This window comes from Acinetobacter corruptisaponis, from assembly GCF_030053775.1.
GTDB classification, from domain to species: domain Bacteria; phylum Pseudomonadota; class Gammaproteobacteria; order Pseudomonadales; family Moraxellaceae; genus Acinetobacter; species Acinetobacter corruptisaponis.
On the sequence record NZ_CP125669.1, the window covers coordinates 1,809,124 to 1,833,038 of the forward strand.

The following is a 23,915-nucleotide window of genomic DNA, read 5'->3' on the forward strand; positions in this document are numbered from 1 at the left end:
TGTTGATTAACTTTCAATCAAGGCTGAGGATGGCAATACAGCTTGAAAATAGCCATGCAGGTCCTGAACTGAACTGACAATGGTCAGGGGCTGGTATTGCTGCAAGGTTTCCACACTATGCACCCCATAGCTCACCCCAATGCGCTGCATATTCAGGTTTTGCGCCATTTCAAGATCATAACTGGTATCACCCACCATAATGGCCCGCTCTACCGCCACACCTGTCTCAAGCAGGATTTCCTGCAACATTAACGGGTCAGGCTTTGATCGGGTTTCACTGGCAGCACGGGTAATGTCAAAAATATCGTGACTATTGGTTTGGTTCAGCACCCGATCCAGACCTTTGCGACTCTTACCTGTTGCCACCGCCAGCTTGATCCCCTGCCGTTTTAGGTCAGCCAATAGTTCCGCAACACCACCAAACCATGCATCATCTTTAGAGTTCGCAACATAATGGTCTGCATAGCATTGCAAAATATCCTGCTGTAAATGCGGCACCTGTGGAAACAGGATTTGCATCACCTCTGGCAGGCCCAGCCCAATAATGCTTTTCGCAGCCTCATTGGTTAAAGGCTGCTGGAACTGTTGCGCCGCATGTTGCAGGCTTGCCACAATTTGTCCCACTGAATCAAATAAGGTTCCATCCCAATCAAAAATCACCAGTTCGATATTTTGACTCATTTCTGCTTTCTCAACTCATTTAAAACCTGTTGCATGTCTTCAGGCATTGGCGCCTCAATGGTTGGGTAGCCTGGAATTTGCAGACGCATGGCATGTAGGCACAAGCGTCTGGCCTCTGGACCAACGTAGGCGGTGCTGTGACCATATTTATCATCACCAATAAGTGGATGACCAATACTTAAACCATGCACACGAATTTGATGGGTACGTCCTGACAAAGGTGAGGCATGCACCAGTGTTGCCGCCTTGAAACGTTCAACCACGTTCCACTCGGTTTTACTCGGCTTACCCTCTTTAGAGACACGCACACGGCGCTCGCCATTGGCAAGCTCATAGCGGAACAGCGGTGCATCAATCAGTTGCTGATCCAGACTGACCTGCCCCTTGACGATTGCCGCATAGGTTTTCTGGATTTTATGCTCACGCAGTAAATCCTGTAATAATTTTAAGGTACTGCGTTTCTTGCTGATCATCACCAAACCTGAGGTATCACGGTCAATACGATGGATCAGTTCCAGATATTTTTTACCTGTGGCGGCACGCAGGGCCTCAATCAGGCCATAGGCCACACCGCTGCCCCCGTGCACCGCAATGCCCGATGGCTTATTCACCACCAGCAGGCCCTCATCCTCATAGACCACACGACTCAACAGGCTTTGTGCCACACTGTCACTGACAGGAACCGCACTTTCATCTTTCTGTTCGTAGCGGATCGGGGCAACACGAACTTGGTCGCCAATTTCCAGACGGGTCTCGGCCTTTACCCTTTTTTTGTTTACACGGACCTGTCCCTCACGGATCAAACGGTAAATACGGCTTTTTGGAACACCTTTTAATCGGGTAAATAAAAAATTATCAATTCGCTGTCCAGCCTGATGCTCATCCACGTCAAACCAAGTGACACTTTGCCATTGCTGTGTAGAATTCATACGCTCGATTCATCCAAGATTTGCTAAATACGATTAAAAAATGATCATTTAGCTAAGTTATTTCACAAGAAACCTAAACTTAGCCCATAGGCAGATGCCGCAAGGTTTGATATATTCAGCGCACGGATACCGCCGTAAGTGAGCATCAAATCAGAAATTTTATTCAGTTGAAATTTCAAATTGATGAGATATTCACCAACAGCTCGGATAGGTCCTAAAGAATTATGCCGACGCCGAAGGCTTATTATATCGGCAAAAATGGCAAACTGTTGCGTTTAATTGTGCATCTGCACATAGGGTTTGTTGATATTTCAATGAACCCTACGGTTTGTCCAGAAAAAATATGTTGCCAACAAGTTTGTTGGCTATTAAACGTAAACTGATCCACATCAGACAATTTGCTCCCTGATGCCGCATTCAGGCTAAAGCGTTGATGCATTGGAACTGCCAGGCAAAGATACGATGATCATTCCGTATCGGGACGTCCAGATGGGGCGGCCTTAATGCTTAATGACAGTGAAAGTCATCACATCCAATGCACCGCTCACCCGCCAGTGAAGCGCACAGGAAACTTGGATCATTTAGGGTCCAGTGATATATCACGGTGCCCAGGATTGAAGCAGGATTGCCGACATCGAAATAACCGTATCAGAACCCAGAACTGGATTTACAGTCAGTGGTTTCAGAGCTTCGCATATCAAAGCTGCTCCTGAGTCTTGATCACGCCAATTTGATGTTTGCTCAAAAATAGCGAGCGAGTTGTTTGTGTGCATCACTATTAGGTGTCACACCCATGAAACGTATGCTGATTAATGCAACCCACGCTGAAGAGGTTCGCGTTGCACTGATTACTGGTAATCGTCTTTACGATTTCGACCTGGAAAATCGTACCCGTGAACAGAAAAAATCAAATATCTATAAAGGCCATGTCACTCGCGTTGAACCGTCTCTAGAAGCAGTCTTTGTCGAGTACGGCGCTCAGCGCCAGGGCTTTTTATCAATGCGGGAAATTGCAAACTCGTATTTCAAGGCGGACCCACGCCAAACCTCCAACATCCGTGAACTGATCACCGAAGGCACAGAATTACTGGTTCAGGTTGAAAAAGAGGAACGTGGCAACAAGGGTGCCGCGCTTTCTACTTTCATTTCACTGGCTGGCCGTTATCTGGTTTTGATGCCAAACAATCCGAAAGGTGGTGGCATCAGCCGTCAAATTTCAGGTTCAGTGCGCGAAGAGCTTAAGGAAATTCTGGCATCCCTGAATGTTCCCCGTGGCATGAGCGTGATTGTACGTACTGCGGGTATCGGTCGCTCACAGGAAGAACTGCAACTTGACCTACAGCATTTGCTTGACCTCTGGGCACAAATTCAGGGTACGGCAAGTTCTGGTCCATCACCAATGCTGGTGCATCAGGAAGCGGGTGTGGTGACACGTGCCATCCGTGACTATCTACGTGATGACGTTGCTGAAATCCTGATTGATAGCGAACAGGCCTATAATGAAGCCTATAACTTCGTTAAGGCTGTGATGCCACGTCAGCTGGACAAGTTAAAAACCTATACCCAGAATGAGCCATTATTTGCCCATTTCGGTATCGAAAGCCAAATCCAGACTGCTTATGAACGTGAAGTAAAACTTCCTTCTGGCGGTTCAATCGTGATTGACCAAACCGAGGCACTGGTTTCCATCGATATTAACTCGGCGAAATCAACCCGTGGTCATGATGTTGAGGAAACAGCATTAAATACCAACCTTGAAGCGGCTGAGGAAATTGCGCGTCAACTTCGTTTACGCGATATTGGCGGTTTGGTGGTGATCGACTTTATCGACATGACCAAGGACCGCAACCAGCGTATGGTTGAGGCGAAACTTCGTGAAGCAACCCAAAGTGACCGCGCACGCATCCAGTTCGGCCAGCTTTCACGTTTTGGCCTGATGGAAATGAGTCGTCAGCGTTTACGTCCATCGCTTGAGGAAGCAACGGGCTATGTGTGCCCACGCTGTCATGGCACAGGCATGGTACGCGACCTACGCTCCCTTTCACTTTCAATTATGCGTAAAGTGGAAGAAATTGCATTACGTGAACGTCAAGGCGAGGTACAGGTGGAAGTCCCTGTGGAAATCGCGGCATTCCTGTTGAATGAAAAGCGCCACAGTCTTGTATATCTGGAACAAACCTCCAATGTGCGTGTCACCATTCTGCCACATCCACATTTAGAAACGCCACATTATGAAATCCAGTACAATCCAGCAGGCTTTGCACCATCCAGCTATGAACGTACTGAAGCGACTCGTGACAGTGAAAAACAACTCGGCTATGAATCTTCTGAGTGGCATCTGGAAGAAGCTGAGCACAGTCATGCTGCTCCAGCACAGCAGCAGGCGGCAGCGCCACAGAAAAAGGCTACAACACAGCAAGGCACTGCCCAGCCAAAACAGGCACAGGCAGCAGCATCAAAAGCAGCAAGCCCTTGCGCATGGTTAGAGAACCTGTTTGTTCAAAAACAGGCTCAGACCATTGATCAGTCCCGCTCTGCACAAAATGCGGCGTCAGCCATTGAACAGATGATCAATAATGGCGCTGTGAGCCGTGGTCAATTCGGCCAGGTTGCAACAACTGCAATTGCAGAAACGACAGCAAATAATGTCTATATTTCCCAGACACCTGTAAAACAGGAAACCCGCGAAGCGTTTGATAAAGACGAAAAGTCGAACCGTCCAAATCAATCCCAGAACCCGAAGAAACGTAAGCATAAAGAGCAGCGTGAACAGCATGTACACGCCCATGAGCAACAAAATCAGGTGCATGAGGAAGTTGTTCAACTGTCACGTCAGGAACAGCGCCAAGAGCAACGTGACCTGAAACGCCAGCAAAAACGTCCGCAGGAATCACAAAACCAGCAACAGCAAAATGATGCTGTTCATGGAAATGATGCCTCTGCACCGTTGCCACGTCGTGACCGTCATAATCAGCAGCGTCCAAACCGCCCGAACCGTCACCGTGACCAAAGTGTTCTCAATGAAACGCCTGTTGCAGTTGAGGTTGCGTCCAATCCACAGCAGCTTAAAGTTGATGTGATTGATACGCCTCGTACTGAACCAATGAACACGGCATTGATCGTCAACATTGATCAGGGACAGAGTGAAATTGTTGCGCTCACTCCACAGCAGACTACTGCGCCAGCGCCACAGGTCGAGCCAGTAAAAGCAGTTGTAGAGACGATTGAAACAGCCACACCTGCCCAGGCAGAGCAAGTTGCTGCTGAAACAACACCAGTTGAAGAGGCAACCCAGGCACCAGCGAAACGTGCAAGCAATGATCCACGTTCACGCCGTCGTCATCAGCGTGGGGCGCAAAGCAGTCAGAAAGCGGCAGCAAAAATTGCACCATCGCAAATTCCAACGTTGGGGCAATACACCATGGGTGGCCTGATTCGCCATGTTTATGGTGAAGATTGCACAATCCTGATTGAGCAGTTTGGTTTGGTGACCACGTTCAACCGTGCCTTACAGAAGTTCGCTGAACAATATGCCAGCACTCTGGTGGTTGAAACAGCTGCTGAGGAAAAGCGCCCTGTTACACGTGATGCAGAACTTCCAAGCCAGAAGCCAACGGAAGAAGCTGAACCAGCACCTGTATTGCCATTAACACCACCAGAAGCATCCGCTTCGCGTGTTGCAAATGATCCACGTGAACGTCGTCGTTTAGCAAAACTTGCGGCTGAGCAGGCAAAAGAGGAACATCTGGCTTCCAATACAGCGCCTGCTGCCCCTGTAGAAAGCACTGAAACCACGCAAGAAGTGCAGGCAACAGCAATTGAGGCAGTTGCTGCAGAAGACACTATTGCTGATGCAGCAACTGAACAACAGGCACTGGCACTTGCAAATGAAGAAACGCCTGTGGTGGCAGAAGAAACAGCACCTGCTGAAGTAGTTGAACCACAGCAACCTGCTGTTGAAACTGAAGCTGCGGTGGTCACAGAGACAACTGAAGCGGTTCAAGCCGTTGAAAATACTGAACCAGCCGCAAACGTTGAAGAAACGGATGCGGAAGATGAAGCTGCAAAGGCGGAAAAAGAGAAATCTAGCCGCCCCCGCCGTCCACGTGGACGTCCACCGAAAAAGAGTACCGTTGGCAATGAATAATTTGCTAAATTGCACTCAATAAGCAAAAGCCTAGTCATTTCGATGACTAGGCTTTTTTGTTACTGTAAAATGTAGCGTCATTGAAATATTGCAAGAGAGGTAGGCCCTTGCGCTGCTTAGTCGCAGCTCAGGTTGATTGCTCTAGGGACTTACCATTAAAAACAGCATCAACAACAATGATGTTAAATGGTTGTGTTCCAACAAATAGCCATTTTTTGGATTGATCGAAAAATAAAACAGGATTGATATGAGCCAAACTACGCAGACCGATATTATTACCCTTGGTGATGTCGCAACCCGACTTCCGAACTTCATCACCAAAGTACCTCATATCCTCAATGGTCTTAAACAGGCATATTTGCGGACACCAGCCTCTCCAGCTGGTTTAGGGATCGCCTTTGAAAAAGCAGTAAAGCGTAACCCGCAAGGTATTGCACTGTTATTTGAAGATCAAAGCTATAGCTATCGAGCACTAAATGAATGGGCAAACCAGATTGCACATTACTATTTGTCTCTGGGCGCAAAAAAGGGTGATGTTATTGCGGTGATGGTTGAAAACCGTCCTGAACTCATTGCCACAATCGTGGCGCTGGCCAAAATTGGCGTGACCATTGCCCTGGTGAATACCTCACAAGTCGGCAAGGTACTTACCCATAGCATCAACCTGGTCAATCCAATTGCAGTGATTGCGGGTGAGGAAGTCCGTGCTGCCATTGATGAGATCCGTCAGGACCTGAATGTTGCCCAGGACCGTTTCCACTGGTTTGCTGACCAGGAAACGCGCAAGCATGCTGGTACTGCACCTAAAGGCTATGTCAATCTTGCCCAGCAAATTGATCAATTCCCGAAATTCAATCCATCCACCACCCGTACAGTGACAGGCAAGGATGGCCTGTTCTATATCTATACTTCTGGTACAACAGGACTGCCTAAGGCGGTTATTTTCACCCACAGCCGCTGGACGCTGGCTTATGGTACATACGGCCATATCCTTAATCTTGGCAAGGATGACGTGATGTATGTGACCCTGCCACTTTACCATGCAACAGGCGTGGTGGTGTGCTGGTGTGGCGTGATTGCGGGTAGCGCAACACTTGCGGTACGTCGTAAATATTCAACCAGTGCATTCTGGAAAGATGTTCAAAAATTCAATGCATCTGCGATTGGTTATGTTGGTGAACTTTGCCGTTACCTCATTGATGCGCCGACAACGGAACTTGACCGCGCCCACCGTGTCACCAAGATGATTGGTAACGGTATGCGTCCAAACATCTGGGGCAAATTCAAGGAACGTTTTGGTGTGCAGGAAGTTCTTGAACTTTATGCATCAAGTGAAGGCAATGTTGGCTTTAGCAACATCTTTAACTTTGACAATACCGTGGGCTTCTCTCCTACCCCTTATGCCATTGTTGAGTTTGACAAGGAAAAGAATGAGCTTGTCCGTGACAAGAAAGGCCACTGCAAGAAAGTGAAGACAGGTGAAGTGGGCTTGCTGGTTGGCAAGATTACCAGCCGCTCTCCGTTTGATGGCTATACCGACCCTGAAAAGAACAAGTCGGTTATTCTCAAGGATGTATTTGCCAAGGGTGATTCATACTTCAATACAGGTGACTTGGTTCGTGACATCGGTTTCCGCCATGCACAGTTCGTGGACCGTTTAGGCGACACTTTCCGCTGGAAAGGTGAAAATGTATCAACCACTGAAGTTGAAAACATGGTTTGCGAATACGATAAGATTGCAGAAGCCGTGGTTTATGGTGTGGAAATTCCCAATACCAACGGCCGTGCGGGTATGGCTGCAATCACGCTGGTGGATGGTGAAGAATTGAATGAAGCTGATTTAAGCGCTATGGTGAACGTATTCAAGAAATGCCTGCCATCATACGCAATCCCAGTATTCCTGCGTGTTCAGGCCAAGGTTGAAACCACAGGCACATTTAAATACCAGAAAAACAAGCTGAAAGAGGATGCCTTTAATCCAGGCAAAACGTCTGAACGTTTGTTGGTGTTATTGCCAGGGGCAACAGGCTATTGCGATGTAAATGCTGAAATCTTTAACAATATTCAAAGTTATCAGTACCGTTTTTAGTTTATTTTTTAGCTAAACGAGAGGAAATCGTGTTTTTTATAAACAATCATTCGCATGATTTACAATTTCCTCTTGTGTTAGCTGAATAAATTGCTAGAATACGCAACATCAAAACGATGCAGTGTTTGAAAGATTTATCTTTCCTCTGATTGCTTAGGATCCAAGACCAAAGAAAATCATAGATTTTCTCTTGCGCTCGGGTAAAGCGTTGCTTTACTTATCCTCGCTCAGGGTCGTTAGCTCAGTTGGTAGAGCAGCGGACTTTTAATCCGTTGGTCCCGCGTTCGAGTCGCGGACGACCCACCACTTTATAGTTTTGATTATTATCTGGGTCGCTAGCTCAGTCGGTAGAGCAGCGGACTTTTAATCCGTTGGTCCCGCGTTCGAATCGCGGGCGACCCACCAGATTCAAAGCCTTGTAAATCAAAAGTTTACAAGGCTTTTTTAATTTCAGATCATCTCAAAAAACTTCTCTCTGTGGTTCATTTTACGGTTCATCGGTTGAATACTCCGATGGTCTCAATCTATCCATTCTATATATTCAACCAGATGATCTTTCATCAAAGTATGCTGTACAAGGCTTTATCCTCTCTAGCTTAAATCTAGGCATAATAAAATAGCGTTCTTTCCCCTTTCTAGGCATGTTAATGAATGCTTGGGTATAGAGACACTGCACGAGATAGATTCTTGCTGTTTTATGCAATTGACATGCGTCTACGGTACTCTCTGACCTCTTTCCCCTGCCAATCAAACCATTTGTGGTATGACAAGATAAGCTCTCGCTGACAAATCGCCTACGTTCTTGAAAAACAGACCGTAAGCGGTTCATCAGAAAAAAGCCTAACGTTTCAGGAAATATCGGTCATGGTCTACGAATCCTCGCCATTGCAGACTGCATCCGTTCTGAACTATCTAACATTTCTCGCTGTGCATTTTGCTGTTGTTGTATCGTGGTCATTAGTCGATGACGATTATCCAAAGCACTCTTTATTGTACCAATACAGGCAACCGTATCCTCATAGCCCTGTTCTATCCAATCATCAATACGATCAGGATTAAACGCTAGCAAATCTGTTATGCCATCTCTGGAAATATTTTTTTGCGGGCGAATTTCCACAACCGTTGTATTTGGGAAATCATGTCTATTCCAGAATGAACCTTCGGATAAATGACTGACAACAACGAGATTACATCCTGATTGAACCAATGGCGTGATAGGTGTATTGCCTTGTGCAGTTTTCCAACCACCTTGCCCACCATCCGTATAGGTATGCTGACCAATTTTCTGACTTTCATAAAGTATGGGTAACGCAGCCGAAGCCATTAAAGCACTTTTCCAATCCTGTTCTGAAAGTTGCTGCAAACAAAAAAATTCGGATGGTGCAGTGTCTTTCAAATCGAGTTCAGCTGCGATACAACTGGCTATATCCAACATGCCACCACGACTTCTATAGGCTGAAACGTATAACGGTATACCTTGTTGTAAGTCTTGCCATGTTAAATATTGATTCAGTAATGCTGTTAAAGGGGCATTATCCAAAATACCCTCTTTTCCATGTAGCTTTTCTTCAATTTCTTTGATGAATTGCGGCTCAAGATTGAATGATCGTAATAACCCTTTCATTCCACGATATGCCACATACTGTGGTGAGTTTAGACGTAAACCCAAATTTGCCAATAAAATGAGATATGCAGGAATAAAGAATTTCTTAGTTTGGACTTTAATTGGCGATTGTTGACTCAATACTCGCCAAACCCGATTTAATCGTTCATAACCTTGTCGCATAGAGTGGCTAGAAGCTAATATTGAGCCATTTAATGCCCCGATACTCGCCCCTGCAATACAATCTGGTTCAATACCATATTCGGCAAGAGCTTTTACCACGCCAACGTGATATGCCCCTTTTGCGCCACCACCTGAAAGAACTAAACCTGTTTTGATAACGTTCCCCATTATCGTGCTTCAAACATTTCATCAAACGACTGCAATACCAAAGTTCTTGCAGTTAAAATACGAGGTAATGCAGGTGATAGCTGTTCAGGCTGTTGTGATGCAAAATAATTTAATGGCATTTTGTTTACACGTGTCCAATCACCCATATAGGCATAGGATTCATTAAAATCCAAGCTATATTCATCATCATGTTCCGCCCATTGCAATGGATGTAAAAAGTCTCTTTTTCCAATTCCTTTATCATCTTGTAAAGATTGAATAGCTGTTAGGCAGATATGATCTCTTAAATCTTGGAGTGCTCGTCGTGCTTTTGGTTCTTCTTTATACTTACGAACATAATCTCCAAAATCTCCCCAATATAATCGCTCCAAAACGGTATAAAACTTCAGTAAAGGAGATAATTGTTCAAAGTCATGAGAGACTTCCCATTTCTTAAATAACAAATCAATTTGGCGTTCGGCTTTACTTTCTGCTTCAATCAAAGACAATCTTTGATCTAAATGGTCACAACGATCATGTAAATCTTTTGATAATTGTGCCAAAAGGTCACGAGTTTCTACGCTAAAATTTGCTAGGTCTGTAACCGCATCCTGAACTTCAGTAATTTTCTGATTAGCGATATGAATTGCTTCAAAACCTAGTCGATGTTCTTGAGTGAGTACGTTTAACCACTCAAATGCAGATTCGACACCCTCACTTAGATTTTGATTAATTTGATACTGACGTTTTGCTCCTGTCCCTGTAAAACCATCAACCAACCGAGAAACTTTATCTAAGCGTTGTGATTGAACATTAATGTGATCTTTTGATACTTGGATACTATTGGCAATTTCAATGACAAACTTATCTGCCATACAAGGCATGGTTTCTGATACTTCAAACTTCATATTGTGACCTTTCTATAATGGGTAATCTATTCAACTCAATAAAATCAGATATACTTTTCAACACATTGCTTTAATGCCTTATTGCGTTCTTTCATCTTTTCTAGAGATAGAGAAAAGTCTTGAAAAGCATGATTTTCTACCTCATTCTTTTTCTGAGGTTTTGATGACGCATTTGTAGTTGATTTCTGCAACTCTTTTATTTCATCTTGTTTTTCATTTTTATCATCAATAAGTTCACTTAAGTCTTGGTAAAATTTAAGATTTACCAGTATTTTACTCCACTTTTTCTTGTCTAGTTTATCAAATAGTTTTTGTAAGTAGTGATTTATAGCATTATTCAAAAAGCCAAGCCCTTGAAATCCTGTAAACTCATCTATACCCAAGTTATCAAAATTATCTTTTAATAATTCTCCTACTTCCTGCATCATTTCAAAACCATTTTCTACTGTTATTAATAAAACATCCGCTCCTCTCAAGGTACAACACATTTCCGCAGCCCTTAAAAACACATTATCAGCAGTAGAAATAATAGATCCCAGATTGTAAATAACATCTAAATTAAGACCAATTTTATTATCTCCAATATTTTCCAAGCTCAAATTTTCAAGCTTTTCTATTTTAACTATTTTTTTTATTTCTTTTATCATACTGTCAATATCTTCCATTCTACTATCTAAAACTGAAAAAGTATCTTCAAAATCATTTTGTAAGAATTCTTCAAAAAACCCTCTTACATCACCCTCTTTTCTTATAGATTCAACTTCATCATCTTTAATTTTACTCATTTTAATTTCATCTATTTTATAAGCATAATCTTCAGATTCAATATTAGCTAAATCACGATCCCTTGCAGTTTTTAAAACTGATATATCTTTATCTATAGCTATAATTTCTTCTTTCAATATAGATATCTCTTTATTATCAGAAGAATCACCTACTTCACTTTGATCACTTACATCCACTGAGTAAATGTTCTTTAGAATAGAAAAAATAGGACTTAAAGCATCTATATAATTACCGAACTTATCTGTAAATTGATCTAAATTTGTAAACACAGTTTCATCATTTTGCGTATCCATTTCTCCAAATAATTTACGAAGTTCTTTAGGTTTTAAGATTGATTCCTGCATGACTTCAATTGCACGATATAGAGATTTTTGATCAACTAATTCCTGATCAATCGTAGATAGAATATTTTCATCAAAAATCTGCTTAACCATCTCCTGCTCAAATTGAAATAATGCTTGAGCTTCATCTTTTAAAATTTCTATAGGTGTATAACGCATGGTTTCCCCTTTATTCCCTTTAATTTAACGCTTGGCTTAAAATCACAAAAATATTATTTATTGAGCTGCATATTTATCCAATATAGCCCTTTAACCCATCCATCAACTCACTTTGCAAGCTTTCAGGACTGACCACATGAATATGTGGCATCCAGTAACGGATCAGCGAAAGAAGTTGGACTGAACTGGCATACTGACTACTCATCAGCAAACCACCGTTATCCATTTCTTTGACAATTTGCTGATGTGGCAACAAACTCCGTTGTCTAAAATGATCTGCAACTTCTGCACTGATCGTTAAAATAGCTTCCTGTTTGTCTTGTCCAAACCAAATACTTTCTTCTGTTTCTAATTGCTTCAATATTTCTTTGCTATGCTGAAAAGAAGGTTGATTGTCATGGATCGTAAGCTCTTTAACAAAGCTGAGGCGATACGCTTTTAATTTCTCATCTTTCACTGCTGCCAAATACCAACAACTACGATGATTAATCAATTTATATGGCTCAAGTAAGTGATAACTACCTTTATAATAAAGCGTGATTTTATGCTTCTTTAAAATAGCAGGTTCTAATTGCTCAAATAGAGCTTTAAACTTTGTACCATCTTCATTAAATTGCCCTTTACTTTCATAAACAAATTTTGCATTTTCATTCAGGATACGATGCAAGAATTGTCTATCCATATTAGGGAATAAATCAGAAACACCTGATAGTATGGAAAAATGACGAATATCATCATTATTCAATTGCCCTAAATAATAATTTTCAGGTAACGCATAAAGACCATCATCATTCAGCCCAAGCATAGGCAATGCCAACATTAAACGCTGATTAATATCACGCTGTATGGTACGTTTACTGACACGATGTTGTTCTGCAAGTTGCTTGGTATCCAATGCTTTGCCTTCATTAAGCTGACACAGCATGTCCGTGATACGTTGTGCTAATTTGACATGTTCATTTTCATTATCTGTCATTTACTCTTTCCAAAGTTAATCTTTCTTATATCCATAATACCCACACTGATAGACAGGTGATGTCGTCACTAATCAAAATAATGATGTGCCTTATAAAAAGTCCATTTATTTTAATTTTTTCAATTTCCATTTTTATGACGACACAGCCTGTCCGCCCAACCTGTTAGCTTATAAACATCGCCAATAGACGTAGGAAAAACCGCTATCAAACCTGTGCTTAGAACTTTATGAATACTAAGTTTGGTGGTGAGGTCGGCAGCAATTGTACCTAACTAAGGTACGTGTTACTACGATTTTTTAGGGGTAAACAACACAATCTCGTCTCGTGTGTTCAGTCACATTAATCATTGCAGGAAAAAAGTCATGTCACATTATGAAAAAAATGAAAGAGTCAATAAAATTGGTGTATTTGAGAAATTCATCCAACGTACAAATCACAAAGGAATGAAAATTATACTCGCTTCCATGATTGCACTCATAACTACAAATAGTTTTGCAGGAGTTACATTGGAACAAGGAGATACCATGTATTATTTTGCTAAACAATGTAATGAAAAGGGTAAAACAGCTTATGCCTTGACTGATACAGGTCAATGGCAAGCGTATTCTGCCGCAGAAGTTTATGAGCAGTATAAGTATATGAAATCTATGATCACGATCAATCAGTTCTTATCAACGACACCATCCAAAGTAACAAAAGAGGATGTACTTGCATATTTAGATAAAACACGACCTAAACGAATTAAGTCTGCCAAAAGTTATCTTGCATGTAAGTAATATTTTAAAGCATGTTCAAATATTTTTAATATGAGCATACCTAATTATAAATCTCAAAAACTTCAAGCTATAAAATAATATGTAATTAATCACATTTTACTTACATATTATTTTCATGGTCTATAAACAAAGGAGTGACCATGAAAATTATTTATTCTGTATTCAATATAGGTTTATTACTTGATAGCGATAAATCATTTTTCAATCTTATTGCAAATAATGTAAATATTAACCCTAAAACAAAACCCTATACTCTTTCCACCTTATTCATCCCTGTAATAAGAGAATAAGGAGAAAGTTGTATGGATGCCTTACAGCAATGGTTTATAGAACAGCATGAAAAAAGGAAATTAACAATTCAACAGCTCGCACAAAATCTGAACCAACCTGTTTCATATATACAAGACATTGAACAGGGAGAGCATATTTTAGAGATCGTTGAATTTTTACGATATTGCCGTGCTTTGGATGTTGATCACAATATAGCGATTGAGATTATTCAAAACGAATTGCAAAAACAATCTTAACCCTTTGCTTTGTTGATTTCATTTTGAATTAAATCCAATCCAGTTTGAGGATTGATTCCAAGCGTATTGCAGTACCAAACGTATTCCACAATATCTAAACGCCTTTCGCCTTGTTCAACTTTTTGTATGTACGAATGAGGTTTGTCCATGCGTTCAGCCAAGCTACGCATAGAAAGGTGGCGTAATTTGCGTTCACTCTTGAGCCAATGGATCAGAGTTCGCATCTCGTCAGTATAGATACTATTTGTCATGTACCTATTTTGAATACACCAGACAATGTACCCAAAACAGATACAAAAAGTACCTTAAACACGTACAAAGAGATTAATATAACCTGAATTACGGATAAGAAATTGACTTGAAAAAAAAGTAGTTAGAACAATTTAGAAAGTTACGACACAACCTAAAAGCTCTAACTACCATGTACGATTTTACAGAAATTTTTTGTAGTGTTGATGATTTTTTCAAAAAGTTTGAACCTATCTATTGGCAATTCCTCAAACAGGAGAAGAAACGTCAACGTATCCGACAAGCCACACTCTCCTTGTCTGAAATTGTGACGATCTCCATTTGCTATAAAGCTTCTCAAATGCATAACTTTAAAGCTTTTTTCCAACTTCTATGTCAATATGAAAGCAGGTTGTTTAAAGAGTTACCTTGTTATAAAAATATACTTACTCTTATCAATCAACATCAGCTTGCGATTCATGCTTTGCATTATGCGTTAAATCAGCATAAGGAAGATTCATATCTATGGATTGATTCGACACCTTTGCCTGTATGTAAAAATAAAAGAATTCCTAAAGAACATCATGCTTTAGATGATATTGCTTCTCGTGGTAAAAGTTCTATGGGGTGGTTTTATGGTTGTAAATTACACCTGTTGATGAATCATCAAGGGGAGATTGTAAATTCAGATATCTCGAATGGACATATTGCTGATATTAGAAAGGTAGAAAAACTAGTTGATGGATTATCAGCAAGAGTCTATGGTGATCGGGGATATATCAGCCAAGCACTAAAAGAAACTCTTAAAGAGCAAGGCATTGATTTAATTACCTATCCTAGAAAGAATATGAAAGTTATGCTATTACCATTTTCTGATGAATTTCACTTACGTCAACGAAAAAGAATTGAAACGTTAATAGGTTTACTGAAAGAAAAATACCATTTGGTCACAGGAAAACATCGTTCAATTGCGGGTTTCTTATCAGGTGTATTTTCCTCTTTATGTGCTTATCAGCTTTGTCAGAAGAATAAGCCTCAAATTCATGTGGTTAATTCTTTGGCTTATCCGTAACTGGGGTTAATATAGGAAATTAAAGAACATGAGCATTAAGAAACTTACAACTATTATTATTGCTATAGTTGTAATGACCGTAGTTTCTACAATATTGGTCTATAAATATGCCACTACATCCAAATGCAGTCCTATGAGCTTGGAAAAAGCACTTGATACTTTTTCAACAGCGCAGATAAAAAATGATCCTGATCTTATTAAATGTATTTCAGTAACAAAAAAAGAAGAAGCAGAATTTCTTCAACTACAAACATTTCTAGGAGGTACTGACTTTAATGATACTGTCATTAAAGCTTTTGAATTACGTGATGCTGCAAAAAACTTTGAGGAGTCATCAGTTGAAAAATCTGATCTCAAAGTTCCTCAAAGCCCGCAGAAAGAAACAACCCCTGCTGCACCAACAGTCAGTTATGAAGCCTTATATGTTTCAGATGAAGGTGTAGGCTATGACCAAATTTTTGCATTGGAAAACCGTGGTGAAGATACTATGGGGCAAGCAATTAATTATCAGTCAAAAGCAGGTCGAATTAATGTAATGGAACAAGTCGTGGAGGATGTTGAAGCGACAGGTTACGTTCAGATTAACTATGCCTATAAATTTGCTGATCAATATGTACTGATTGTTTCCACAGGTGAACATGGAAATAGTTGCCCAGCCACGACCTACGCCTTTAGCTATGATACAAAAAGTGAAAGTGTAACAGGTAAAACTGAAATAGATGGCTGTTCCGAAAATGTCCAAGCTTTTGCTGAAGGGAATAAGCTGACTGTGAAAAAAGATGGAAAAGCAACGACCATCTATAATGGTAAAGTCTAATATTTAAATCATTTAACTAAAATCAAAGGATAAAATTATGAAATCTTTAAGCATCTTTATTACATTATTTATATTCGCAATGTCCACAGCAAATGCTGCGACATTAAATGTAAAAATGAAGAAAAATACTCAGTGGGGAGAAGAATCAGCTCAATTAGCAACTGATAAAGGACTCATTTCCATTTATGCCCTAGAGTTAACCAAGAAGCAGGCGAATGATTTGAATACGCTGAAAAAAGGTAATTGTGTTCAAATCAAAGCCAAAGATCAGACTTTAGAAAAATCTGATGGTGTAATATCCGTTATGGAATTTGAATCTGCAAAAACAGTAAAGTGTAAATAAACCTGATGCTGCATACATAAATTGTAATCGTCCGCATTTGGCATAGATATTATTTTCATGGTGATTCAATCAAGGAGCAAACACCGTGAAAAAACATTATCCAGAACTTGAAAAAGTATGTGAGGTTATGGACAACATTCCTCATCCCAAGTGTCAAAACTTGGCGAATAGTATCCGTACCTGTAATAGCATTGATGCCAGTCATCAGGAAAAAGCTGCTGCTGTACTGATTGCCGCCTTACAATTTCTTTAAATCTTGATCTTATCAATAGCCCCCAATGCAGTCACGTGCATTGGGGGTTTTGTATTTATGGAGCATCATCATGCAACCACAACCTCGTATCCATGACAAAGTGGGTTATTGCCTTGTAGAGACTTTGATCTGTAATAAGCTTTCTGAACGTGCCGAAGGGAAACTGCATTATCAAATTTGGCAGCATCAAGAAGATAAGTCTTTTGGCATCTCACTTTGCAAGAATGAATCAAGCGGTGGCTTTAGTGCCGAACTCATTCAAGTTACTGACATTTTACAGTGTTTAGCAAATCTCAAAGCCACTGAAAAGCCATTTCATGCAACGGCATTCAAATCTCTATTCTCAGGGAAGTCGGCAAATAATCATTGCTTCCTTGCTGCGGTGTTCGTAGACCAGAAACTTGTCCAACCACATCCTATGACCGAAAGATTATTGGAAGTTGATGTTCATTTTGAATTGTGGGTGAACCAATTGGAAAGCCTTGTATCAATCGACAAAGAGATTACGCCAACCAAAAGCAGTAAAAAACGCCCTGAAAAGGAGATCGAAAATGAAGTACATCAAGCATAAGGATGACATCAAATATGTAATCAACCGTGAAATTGCTTCGACAATATCCAGTACGATATCTCGACTGGAAACGCAATATGAAGAAGCCTATCAAGCCACCCAACATGGGTGGTTTATTGTATGTGAGCAAGGCAAAGAGTTATTTCAGCCCTTACCAGAGCTGTCTTTTAGTCTTTATGAAAAGATCAAAAATGGCGAGGCTGAATATATAGAGGAATTATCGGATTGGTATGAAATCTATATTTTACTCAATGACAATGAGGGCGTTTTGGTGTTCATTCCACGAACATTACTTCCTCAACATTCTTTACCCATGATACCGAACTGAACGCTGAGTGAGTTACAGCTTGGCGTTTTAGCACACAGCATCAAGGACGTAAAAATGTCAAAGAAACCTTTATTTAAACTTGGTCAAGTGGTAGCGACTGTAAATGCCTTAACCTTTGCCAATCAGCATCAAATCGACCTACTTGGCTTGTTGCAACGGCATCATACAGGTGACTGGGGAAATCTATGTTCTGAGGATAAAGACAGTAATGAAGAGGCTCTCATCTGTGATGGACGTATTTTTTCTAGCTATCAATATGAAACGGATAAAATTTGGATCATGACTGAAGCTGATCGAAGTCTAACGACCATCTTATTGCCGATTGATTACTGAATCGTCCTGTCAGACCACTGCCTTACCTCAAAATAGACCGTAAAGCTGTTTTGGCTTTACGGTTTCTTTTTTGATAGCGAGGTCAGGCATGACGTGATGGATTTTCACGATAAAGTGGCTTACGTTCTAGTAGTCCGTGGGCTTAAATGCGGCATTTTGTCGAGTACAAAAACCCGTCTTATTGTTTGAAGAGCGATATATCTCCAACTTATATTGCTCTACCTCTAGGCTCTCACGTGCTGCTTTAAAATATCGATTGAAATTTCTTGGAGACTGCGTTTCACATGCTGAGCTTGAGGTTGAATATCTTGAATAATATAACTCTCTTAAATGTGCTGTTGATGCAAAGCCATCTTGATTTAATAAATCTTTCAATAACTCATCCATCTGTTGCGGTTGCATATTGATCTTTCGACAGTTTCCAATATCAAAATTATTTTTTGTATGTCTGACTGAATATAATTTTGGTTTATCTTTAATTAACTTGAAATTTGTTCTATATCGGGCAGCCGTTGAATCAGGCGTACCTTGAATTGCCATAACTTGCTTAATGGATAATCCAACGTCTTGTTCCAAAGCGTCGTAAATATCTTTAGGTATATAGAGTGATTTCATTTCATAACCTTGGATAGAAAAGCCTATTGTAAACAGTCTGTGTACTTATGTTATCACGCCATCACTACTAATGTTACTGCTCCATCAACACTTAGATGCCACCAAGATTGCTTACCGAGAAATTTATTTTCAGGACAGTTGGGATGAGAATGAAAAATTGAATTTAAAATTTAGATCAAAATTTAACCAATATGAATCCATATTAATCAATTACTTAGGATACAATTTTAACATTTGACATGTATTCTAAAGCTCCATTTCTCATCTATAGTTCTCTCATGGCATTGAGCCATACAACATGATTCGCTTACCCCAAAATAGGCAAATCAATCACAATCATTGTTATGAAAGGTATCAATTATGAACACTGTACAAAACGAAAAAACTAATCCATGTCGACATATCAACTATGGGTGTTACATGGAAAAGAAAGAAACATATCCAGAACTTGTTTCAGGAAAACAACATCACTCTAGTCTGCTCAATCATGAAGCAAGTTGCATCCTAAATGGGGTGGATAATGGTATTTCAGATTCAGCCTTGATGACACAGCTTCTTTTTGAAGATGTCTCATTACATGCTTCTTTGATTACTAAGAGTCTAAATATACCAATGACTATTATTAGAAATAATGGCTATTGGGTCGAATCTGTAAAAACCTTAAAAGTGAGTAGCGATTCAGTACAGTCTTTGGTTTTACTCATTGAACTATATAAACCTGCTAAAGTAATTTTGGTAGAGAATTACACATCTCAAGATGAGCAAGAAAATCAATTGACATCTTTTGGTTATTATATGGTTGATAAGGACAATCAGTTTTTCGCTAAAGTGGTATGTATTGTTGACCATAATCAGTATTGTGTAATTAAGCCAGATAATCGTGTTGAGGACTTACTTTTCGAGGATCGCATGGTTGAACGTATGTCGTTCCTCTTTGAGAATATGCCAGATTATTTCTCATTTAAATATAATCACTTATTGACAGTATTATCTGATAACGCTTATTGATTAAATTAACGTAACAGGCATGCAGTTACGTTGAATTAAAATCCAACTCTAAAAATATTCCTTTCAGCTATGACTATTACATAAGGTCAGAGAATCAATCACGCCTATAAAAAGCTTATTGGCACATTCCTATTATTCCATTCCCCTTGTTGCTCTAAGCGACAAGGGGTCGTTATGCCTAATTTTCACCCCAAAAGGAATCATTATTATGAATGTATCCCTAAAGATACCAAGCTCTGCTTTGGACATGAACAACTATCCTTTGCCAGAGGGGAAGTCCAAGCATGAATATTCTGTCAATGGTATAAAAGGCTTGCGTATCGTTGTTTCAACCAAAAGTACAACATTTTTGTGGCGTTATTCCTTTGCACGTAAGAAATGTTCAATGGTGCTTGGTAAATATCCTGAAATCAGTATCTACCAAGCGATTGAATTAATTACACAGTATCAGGTGTTACTGGACAAAGGGATAAACCCAGATGCTGAACAACGTCGCCAACAAAGTACCCCAACCTTTGCTTACTTCGTAACGCATATCTATTTGCCTACGGTTCAGCCGTATAAACGCTCATACAAGGATGATGAATCTCGTATCCGTACTCACCTTATTCAAATTCTCGGTAAGTTACTGATCAATGGAATTACTGTACCGATGGTCAGTTCTGCACTAATCGAATGTCAGCAGAAAGGTCTCAGTAATGCAACAGTTAATCGTATTCGTGCTTTGTTATCGAGTATTTTTAATATGGCGATTGAGCATGAATGGATTACGACGAATCCTGTAAGCCGTGTTCGGAAATTCAAGGAAAATAATCTGATTGAACGTTATCTCAATGATACAGAGATGCAGCGTTTAGACAGGGTATTGATCCAACCTGCTCAATTCTCTATTGATAACCTGATTATTGTAGCGATTGTCCGATTTCTGCTACTCACGGGTGTCCGCAAGCGTGAGGCAATGGATTTGCAATGGTCTGATGTCGATACGGAAACTGGGGTCTGGCTGCTCAAGCACAATAAGGCAGGCAAAGCTCGTCAGATTCCATTGAGTAGTGAAGCCTTGAAGATCATTTGTTCAATGCCAAAACGCTGCCCATACGTTTTTGCCAATCCTGAGACCTTGCAGCCTTATGCGGATATTCGTAAAACCTTTGAAAAAATCTTGAAAGCTGCGGATATCGACAAAATCCGTATTCATGATTTGCGACATAACTTTGCAAGTATGGCTGTGAATAGTGGCGAGTCTTTGTATGTTGTACAAAAGTTGCTGGGGCATTCTTCTCCAATCACCACGCAACGTTATGCTCATGTACAGCATGACACGCTCAGAAATGCCTCTGAAAAAATCGCTCAGTCTATACGTCAGACAAACCGAGCGAGCTAAACCCTAATCTTATCAATCATGAATGGGCACATTCCCCAATGTGCCCATAGGAGTTTCTATGTCTTTTTTTCCTAAACCACAATGTATTCGTCTGCCAAACAAGCAAAAAATCATGGATGTCGCCCATAAGATTAACTTGAGTGATGGTCATAATCTGCTGATTGCAGGGACGGGTCTCGGCAAAACAACCTATGTTTTGCAACATTTAGCCAAACAACGCCCCATTATTCTGTTATGCCCTATGGTCTCTCAAATTAAGCAACTTCAACAGGACTATGCCTCAAGCAAAGAGATGGTGTTCAGTCATGGTGAAATGAGTAACAGGGAGGAGGTTTTATCCGCCATCGCTCAAAGAAAAAGTGTGGTCATGACTTTTGACCAATGGTTGCACTATCGTCATGCCACATATCAAACTCGCCATAGCCCTGCAACGCAATTGAATTTTGATCCATATACATTGGTGATTGATGAAGTACATAAGCTTTCCAGTGCAGGGAGCTATCGTGATAAGGCGATTCAACCGATTCTGGCAACGATTAATGGCAATCAATTCAGTCAGGTGTTGTACTTAACAGCAACACCGACTGAACATCTATGCAAGATGATCATCCCTACCCTGACTCGATATTTTCATATCGAACCAAGCAACCCAGTACAGCGTCAAATTACCATCACACATTATGATGCAACGCATATTCTGAATTTTTATCCTGCGCTATGTAAGCGATTGGAAAGCAATGCTCTGGCTGGGCAATCTAAAATTGCGCTCGTGCGAGTCAATAACAAGGATGATGGCAAAGCCATGCAAGCGATGTTAGCCCAAAAAGGCTACAGGGTGATGCTGATCAACCGTGATGAAATGAATAGCAAATCCTGTCGGGATATATTACAAACGTCGGAATTAAGTCTGAACTATGATGTCATCATTTGTACTTCTATTTTAGATGAAGCTGTCAATTTGAATAATCGTCATAATGAAATTGATAGTATCCATTTTATTGGACGACATGCTCATCCTGAAGAAATCGTTCAGTTTATTGGTCGTACTCGTCAGGCAAATCCCCCTATTTTTATTCATCTTAGTCAGGAGATGAGTAAAACTAAAATTGATTGTCGCAAAATGCACGCCAAAATAATGGATGAATTAGAGGGCATGTATTTAAATATGATCAGTTTTTTGACGAGCATCAAAAATATGTTTTCCCAAGATAAAATTCGTGATTTGGGTGACATGATTTCCAGTAAGGTTGACTACGTTAAAATGCTGAATAATATGAGTAATGAGGCTTTTGAAGTCAGAGCATTTTGGCATGATGGTCAAAAGATCATTCTCAACAAGTCCAATCTTGTGGCAAAACTCTATCGTACTGATCTTGCCAAGTGTTACAGCAATATTCATTATCTTCAGTTTCGCATTCAGCAATTGCTGCCCAATGCCAAAATCACCTTGTCTTCGTCAGCGTGTCAGGTGAATAAAGCCCTAGACAAAGCGTTCAAACAAGCCAAAATTGCACTGATTGAGCATCAAAAACAGGTTGTCCCTGATGTTATGGCTTCACTTGTCCGAGCCATGAAATCGAACAGTATTAAAGACTATCCCAAAGTCATTCAATATTTGGAAGATTCCGATATTCTATTTATTCAACCCTATAAGAAAGATGAACAACCACTCCACTATGAAATATTTGGTCAGGCTGTATTTCTCGCACAATACGTCACCAATCTAGAGGATGCACATCAAATCTTGTTGAATGACAAGATTGAATTGATCCGCAAAATTGACTATGACTATCAGAGTAATCCTATTGTCAAAGCGGTGATGTTTGGTTTGGGCGACTACCTCAAAAAATCAGAGAACCTCAATATCACCCATACGGTCAAAGATATAGAGCGACGCTTGAATAAGTATCTGCAACGTCTAGACTGTTTGGCAACAACCAAACATTTTTTAGCTCAGCACCCATTCAAATATGTCGAATTGGTAGAAGACAAAATTCTATTCAAGCATGACCAAATCATTAATTTTCTGAAACGATATACCCATGTTCAGATATTGAATGACAAGAAGTCACTCGACTGTAAGAAAGTCATTTTTTTAAGTATTGGTGGCGGATTTGGGTATAGCTACCAAGCCTCACCCAAAACCCAACATAGTAAGAAACTGCAATTCGAGCAGAAGCTTCTAGACAAATATCAGTTTTCTGGTGCAAGATTTGGTCATCTTATTGCCAACCTACCAAAAGAAGAATTGATCATGCTTGATTGTGACTAAAGCAATGGTTTGAAAATGGTACTTCCCGATGAGTACCATTTTATAGCATTTAAGCAGTGATCAGCTCAAATGATACATTTGATACAACGTCATAGGTTAATCGCTTTTATTCCCATGAATTACGCTGTATTTGAGGTTATTTTTTTCGTGTCTCATTATGATTTTCGATTTTCATGTTTGAGCACTCCCCTAGTTGAATTTGTATTATTTGGTACGGAAGTCGTCATACCATGATGCGACTGATCTCTATGATTGTGATGACGCTACCAAATAATACAAATGCGGAGTAAAAACGACGCATTGAAAATTCGAGTATTCACATGAAAACAAAAGAAAAAATAGAGAGTTCAAGGGGGAGTTTTTCTAAAAAGAAAAAAATTCAAATGCGAACACACCCCACATCGGTCACTTGTATAGATAAAATGATATCCTCCCTGC

The 23,915-nt window shown here is 40.3% G+C and carries 23 protein-coding genes, 2 tRNA genes and 1 pseudogene; 17 read left to right on the plus strand and 9 right to left on the minus strand.

Going from position 1 to position 23,915, the window contains the following annotated elements:
* Nucleotides 1–6 precede the first annotated feature (6 nt).
* From QLH32_RS08650 to QLH32_RS19865, 3 genes and pseudogenes are all read right to left on the minus strand, one after another.
* Nucleotides 7–681, minus strand: a complete 675-nt coding sequence (locus QLH32_RS08650; protein ID WP_283269161.1) for an HAD-IA family hydrolase — start codon at nucleotides 679–681, stop codon at nucleotides 7–9.
* Nucleotides 678–1,610 (minus strand): RluA family pseudouridine synthase, encoded by a 933-nt coding sequence (locus QLH32_RS08655; RefSeq protein ID WP_283269163.1) that lies wholly within the window; start codon nucleotides 1,608–1,610, stop codon nucleotides 678–680. The genes QLH32_RS08650 and QLH32_RS08655 overlap by 4 nt, the downstream gene beginning before the upstream one ends.
* 62 nt (nucleotides 1,611–1,672) lie before the next feature.
* Nucleotides 1,673–2,049, minus strand: a pseudogene (locus QLH32_RS19865) (hypothetical protein).
* 354 nt (nucleotides 2,050–2,403) lie between these two features.
* Between QLH32_RS19865 and QLH32_RS08660 the strand changes: the two are divergent.
* The 4 genes from QLH32_RS08660 (at nucleotide 2,404) to QLH32_RS08675 (ending at nucleotide 8,251) form a co-directional block, all read left to right on the plus strand.
* Nucleotides 2,404–5,757, plus strand: coding sequence for an Rne/Rng family ribonuclease (locus tag QLH32_RS08660; protein ID WP_283269164.1), 3,354 nt, complete (start codon nucleotides 2,404–2,406; stop codon nucleotides 5,755–5,757).
* A gap of 247 nt (nucleotides 5,758–6,004) precedes the next feature.
* A complete protein-coding gene (locus QLH32_RS08665; protein WP_283269166.1) occupies nucleotides 6,005–7,846 on the plus strand; it encodes a long-chain-acyl-CoA synthetase in 1,842 nt (613 codons plus the stop codon).
* A gap of 230 nt (nucleotides 7,847–8,076) precedes the next feature.
* Nucleotides 8,077–8,152: transfer RNA gene (locus tag QLH32_RS08670), tRNA-Lys, on the plus strand.
* A gap of 23 nt (nucleotides 8,153–8,175) precedes the next feature.
* Nucleotides 8,176–8,251 (plus strand) — tRNA-Lys (locus tag QLH32_RS08675).
* 457 nt (nucleotides 8,252–8,708) lie between these two features.
* Here the strand turns inward: QLH32_RS08675 and QLH32_RS08680 are convergent.
* The 4 genes from QLH32_RS08680 to QLH32_RS08695 form a co-directional block, all read right to left on the minus strand.
* Nucleotides 8,709–9,800, minus strand: coding sequence for a patatin-like phospholipase family protein (locus tag QLH32_RS08680; protein ID WP_283269168.1), 1,092 nt, complete (start codon nucleotides 9,798–9,800; stop codon nucleotides 8,709–8,711).
* Nucleotides 9,800–10,687 carry a diguanylate cyclase regulator RdcB family protein gene (locus QLH32_RS08685; RefSeq protein WP_283269170.1) on the minus strand — a complete coding sequence of 296 codons (888 nt, stop codon included), beginning with the start codon at nucleotides 10,685–10,687 and terminating at the stop codon, nucleotides 9,800–9,802. The genes QLH32_RS08680 and QLH32_RS08685 overlap by 1 nt, the downstream gene beginning before the upstream one ends.
* 44 nt (nucleotides 10,688–10,731) lie before the next feature.
* Nucleotides 10,732–11,973 (minus strand): hypothetical protein, encoded by a 1,242-nt coding sequence (locus QLH32_RS08690; protein ID WP_283269171.1) that lies wholly within the window; start codon nucleotides 11,971–11,973, stop codon nucleotides 10,732–10,734.
* A gap of 73 nt (nucleotides 11,974–12,046) precedes the next feature.
* Entirely contained in the window at nucleotides 12,047–12,949 is a 903-nt protein-coding gene (locus QLH32_RS08695; protein WP_283269173.1) for a helix-turn-helix transcriptional regulator, read from the minus strand.
* Between the two features lie 363 nt (nucleotides 12,950–13,312).
* Here QLH32_RS08695 and QLH32_RS08700 point away from each other — a divergent pair, with 363 nt between their 5' ends.
* The 3 genes from QLH32_RS08700 to QLH32_RS08710 all read left to right on the plus strand — a co-directional run bounded on the left by QLH32_RS08700 (nucleotide 13,313) and on the right by QLH32_RS08710 (nucleotide 14,253).
* On the plus strand, nucleotides 13,313–13,726 hold the full coding sequence (locus tag QLH32_RS08700) for a hypothetical protein (protein ID WP_283269174.1): 414 nt from the start codon (nucleotides 13,313–13,315) through the stop codon (nucleotides 13,724–13,726).
* A 140-nt stretch (nucleotides 13,727–13,866) separates the two neighbouring features.
* Nucleotides 13,867–14,016: a hypothetical protein gene (locus QLH32_RS08705; protein WP_283269175.1), complete on the plus strand. Its 150-nt coding sequence runs from the start codon at nucleotides 13,867–13,869 to the stop codon at nucleotides 14,014–14,016.
* A 12-nt stretch (nucleotides 14,017–14,028) separates the two neighbouring features.
* Nucleotides 14,029–14,253 carry a helix-turn-helix domain-containing protein gene (locus tag QLH32_RS08710; RefSeq protein WP_283269176.1) on the plus strand — a complete coding sequence of 75 codons (225 nt, stop codon included), beginning with the start codon at nucleotides 14,029–14,031 and terminating at the stop codon, nucleotides 14,251–14,253.
* Here QLH32_RS08710 and QLH32_RS08715 read toward each other — a convergent pair.
* Entirely contained in the window at nucleotides 14,250–14,504 is a 255-nt protein-coding gene (locus QLH32_RS08715; RefSeq protein ID WP_267981181.1) for a helix-turn-helix domain-containing protein, read from the minus strand. The two genes, QLH32_RS08710 and QLH32_RS08715, sit on opposite strands and share 4 nt — an antisense overlap.
* 170 nt (nucleotides 14,505–14,674) lie before the next feature.
* Here QLH32_RS08715 and QLH32_RS08720 point away from each other — a divergent pair, with 170 nt between their 5' ends.
* The 7 genes from QLH32_RS08720 (at nucleotide 14,675) to QLH32_RS08750 (ending at nucleotide 18,198) form a co-directional block, all read left to right on the plus strand.
* Nucleotides 14,675–15,553, plus strand: a complete 879-nt coding sequence (locus QLH32_RS08720) for an IS982 family transposase (protein WP_283268303.1) — start codon at nucleotides 14,675–14,677, stop codon at nucleotides 15,551–15,553.
* Between the two features lie 28 nt (nucleotides 15,554–15,581).
* A complete protein-coding gene (locus QLH32_RS08725) occupies nucleotides 15,582–16,370 on the plus strand; it encodes a hypothetical protein (RefSeq protein WP_283269178.1) in 789 nt (262 codons plus the stop codon).
* A 37-nt stretch (nucleotides 16,371–16,407) separates the two neighbouring features.
* A complete protein-coding gene (locus QLH32_RS08730) occupies nucleotides 16,408–16,713 on the plus strand; it encodes a hypothetical protein (protein WP_283269179.1) in 306 nt (101 codons plus the stop codon).
* Between the two features lie 85 nt (nucleotides 16,714–16,798).
* Nucleotides 16,799–16,966, plus strand: a complete 168-nt coding sequence (locus tag QLH32_RS08735) for a hypothetical protein (RefSeq protein WP_283269180.1) — start codon at nucleotides 16,799–16,801, stop codon at nucleotides 16,964–16,966.
* A gap of 70 nt (nucleotides 16,967–17,036) precedes the next feature.
* The gene (locus QLH32_RS08740; protein ID WP_283269181.1) at nucleotides 17,037–17,537 is read left to right on the plus strand and encodes a hypothetical protein; all 501 of its coding nucleotides are present in this window, start codon (nucleotides 17,037–17,039) and stop codon (nucleotides 17,535–17,537) included.
* Nucleotides 17,518–17,865, plus strand: a complete 348-nt coding sequence (locus QLH32_RS08745) for a hypothetical protein (RefSeq protein ID WP_241283443.1) — start codon at nucleotides 17,518–17,520, stop codon at nucleotides 17,863–17,865. Before QLH32_RS08740 ends, QLH32_RS08745 begins: the two co-directional genes overlap by 20 nt.
* A 54-nt stretch (nucleotides 17,866–17,919) precedes the next feature.
* Nucleotides 17,920–18,198 (plus strand): hypothetical protein, encoded by a 279-nt coding sequence (locus tag QLH32_RS08750; RefSeq protein ID WP_283269184.1) that lies wholly within the window; start codon nucleotides 17,920–17,922, stop codon nucleotides 18,196–18,198.
* 126 nt (nucleotides 18,199–18,324) lie between these two features.
* Here the strand turns inward: QLH32_RS08750 and QLH32_RS08755 are convergent, their stop codons facing one another.
* Complete coding sequence (locus QLH32_RS08755; RefSeq protein ID WP_283269186.1) at nucleotides 18,325–18,813, minus strand: hypothetical protein; 489 nt, start codon at nucleotides 18,811–18,813, stop codon at nucleotides 18,325–18,327.
* Nucleotides 18,814–19,233: 420 nt separating this feature from the next.
* Between QLH32_RS08755 and QLH32_RS08760 the strand changes: the two genes are divergently transcribed.
* From QLH32_RS08760 to QLH32_RS08770, 3 genes are all read left to right on the plus strand, one after another.
* Nucleotides 19,234–19,821, plus strand: coding sequence for a hypothetical protein (locus tag QLH32_RS08760; protein ID WP_283269187.1), 588 nt, complete (start codon nucleotides 19,234–19,236; stop codon nucleotides 19,819–19,821).
* 208 nt (nucleotides 19,822–20,029) lie between these two features.
* Nucleotides 20,030–21,205: a site-specific integrase gene (locus tag QLH32_RS08765; protein WP_283269188.1), complete on the plus strand. Its 1,176-nt coding sequence runs from the start codon at nucleotides 20,030–20,032 to the stop codon at nucleotides 21,203–21,205.
* A gap of 58 nt (nucleotides 21,206–21,263) precedes the next feature.
* Entirely contained in the window at nucleotides 21,264–23,477 is a 2,214-nt protein-coding gene (locus QLH32_RS08770) for a DEAD/DEAH box helicase family protein (RefSeq protein ID WP_283269189.1), read from the plus strand.
* Nucleotides 23,478–23,915 lie beyond the last annotated feature (438 nt).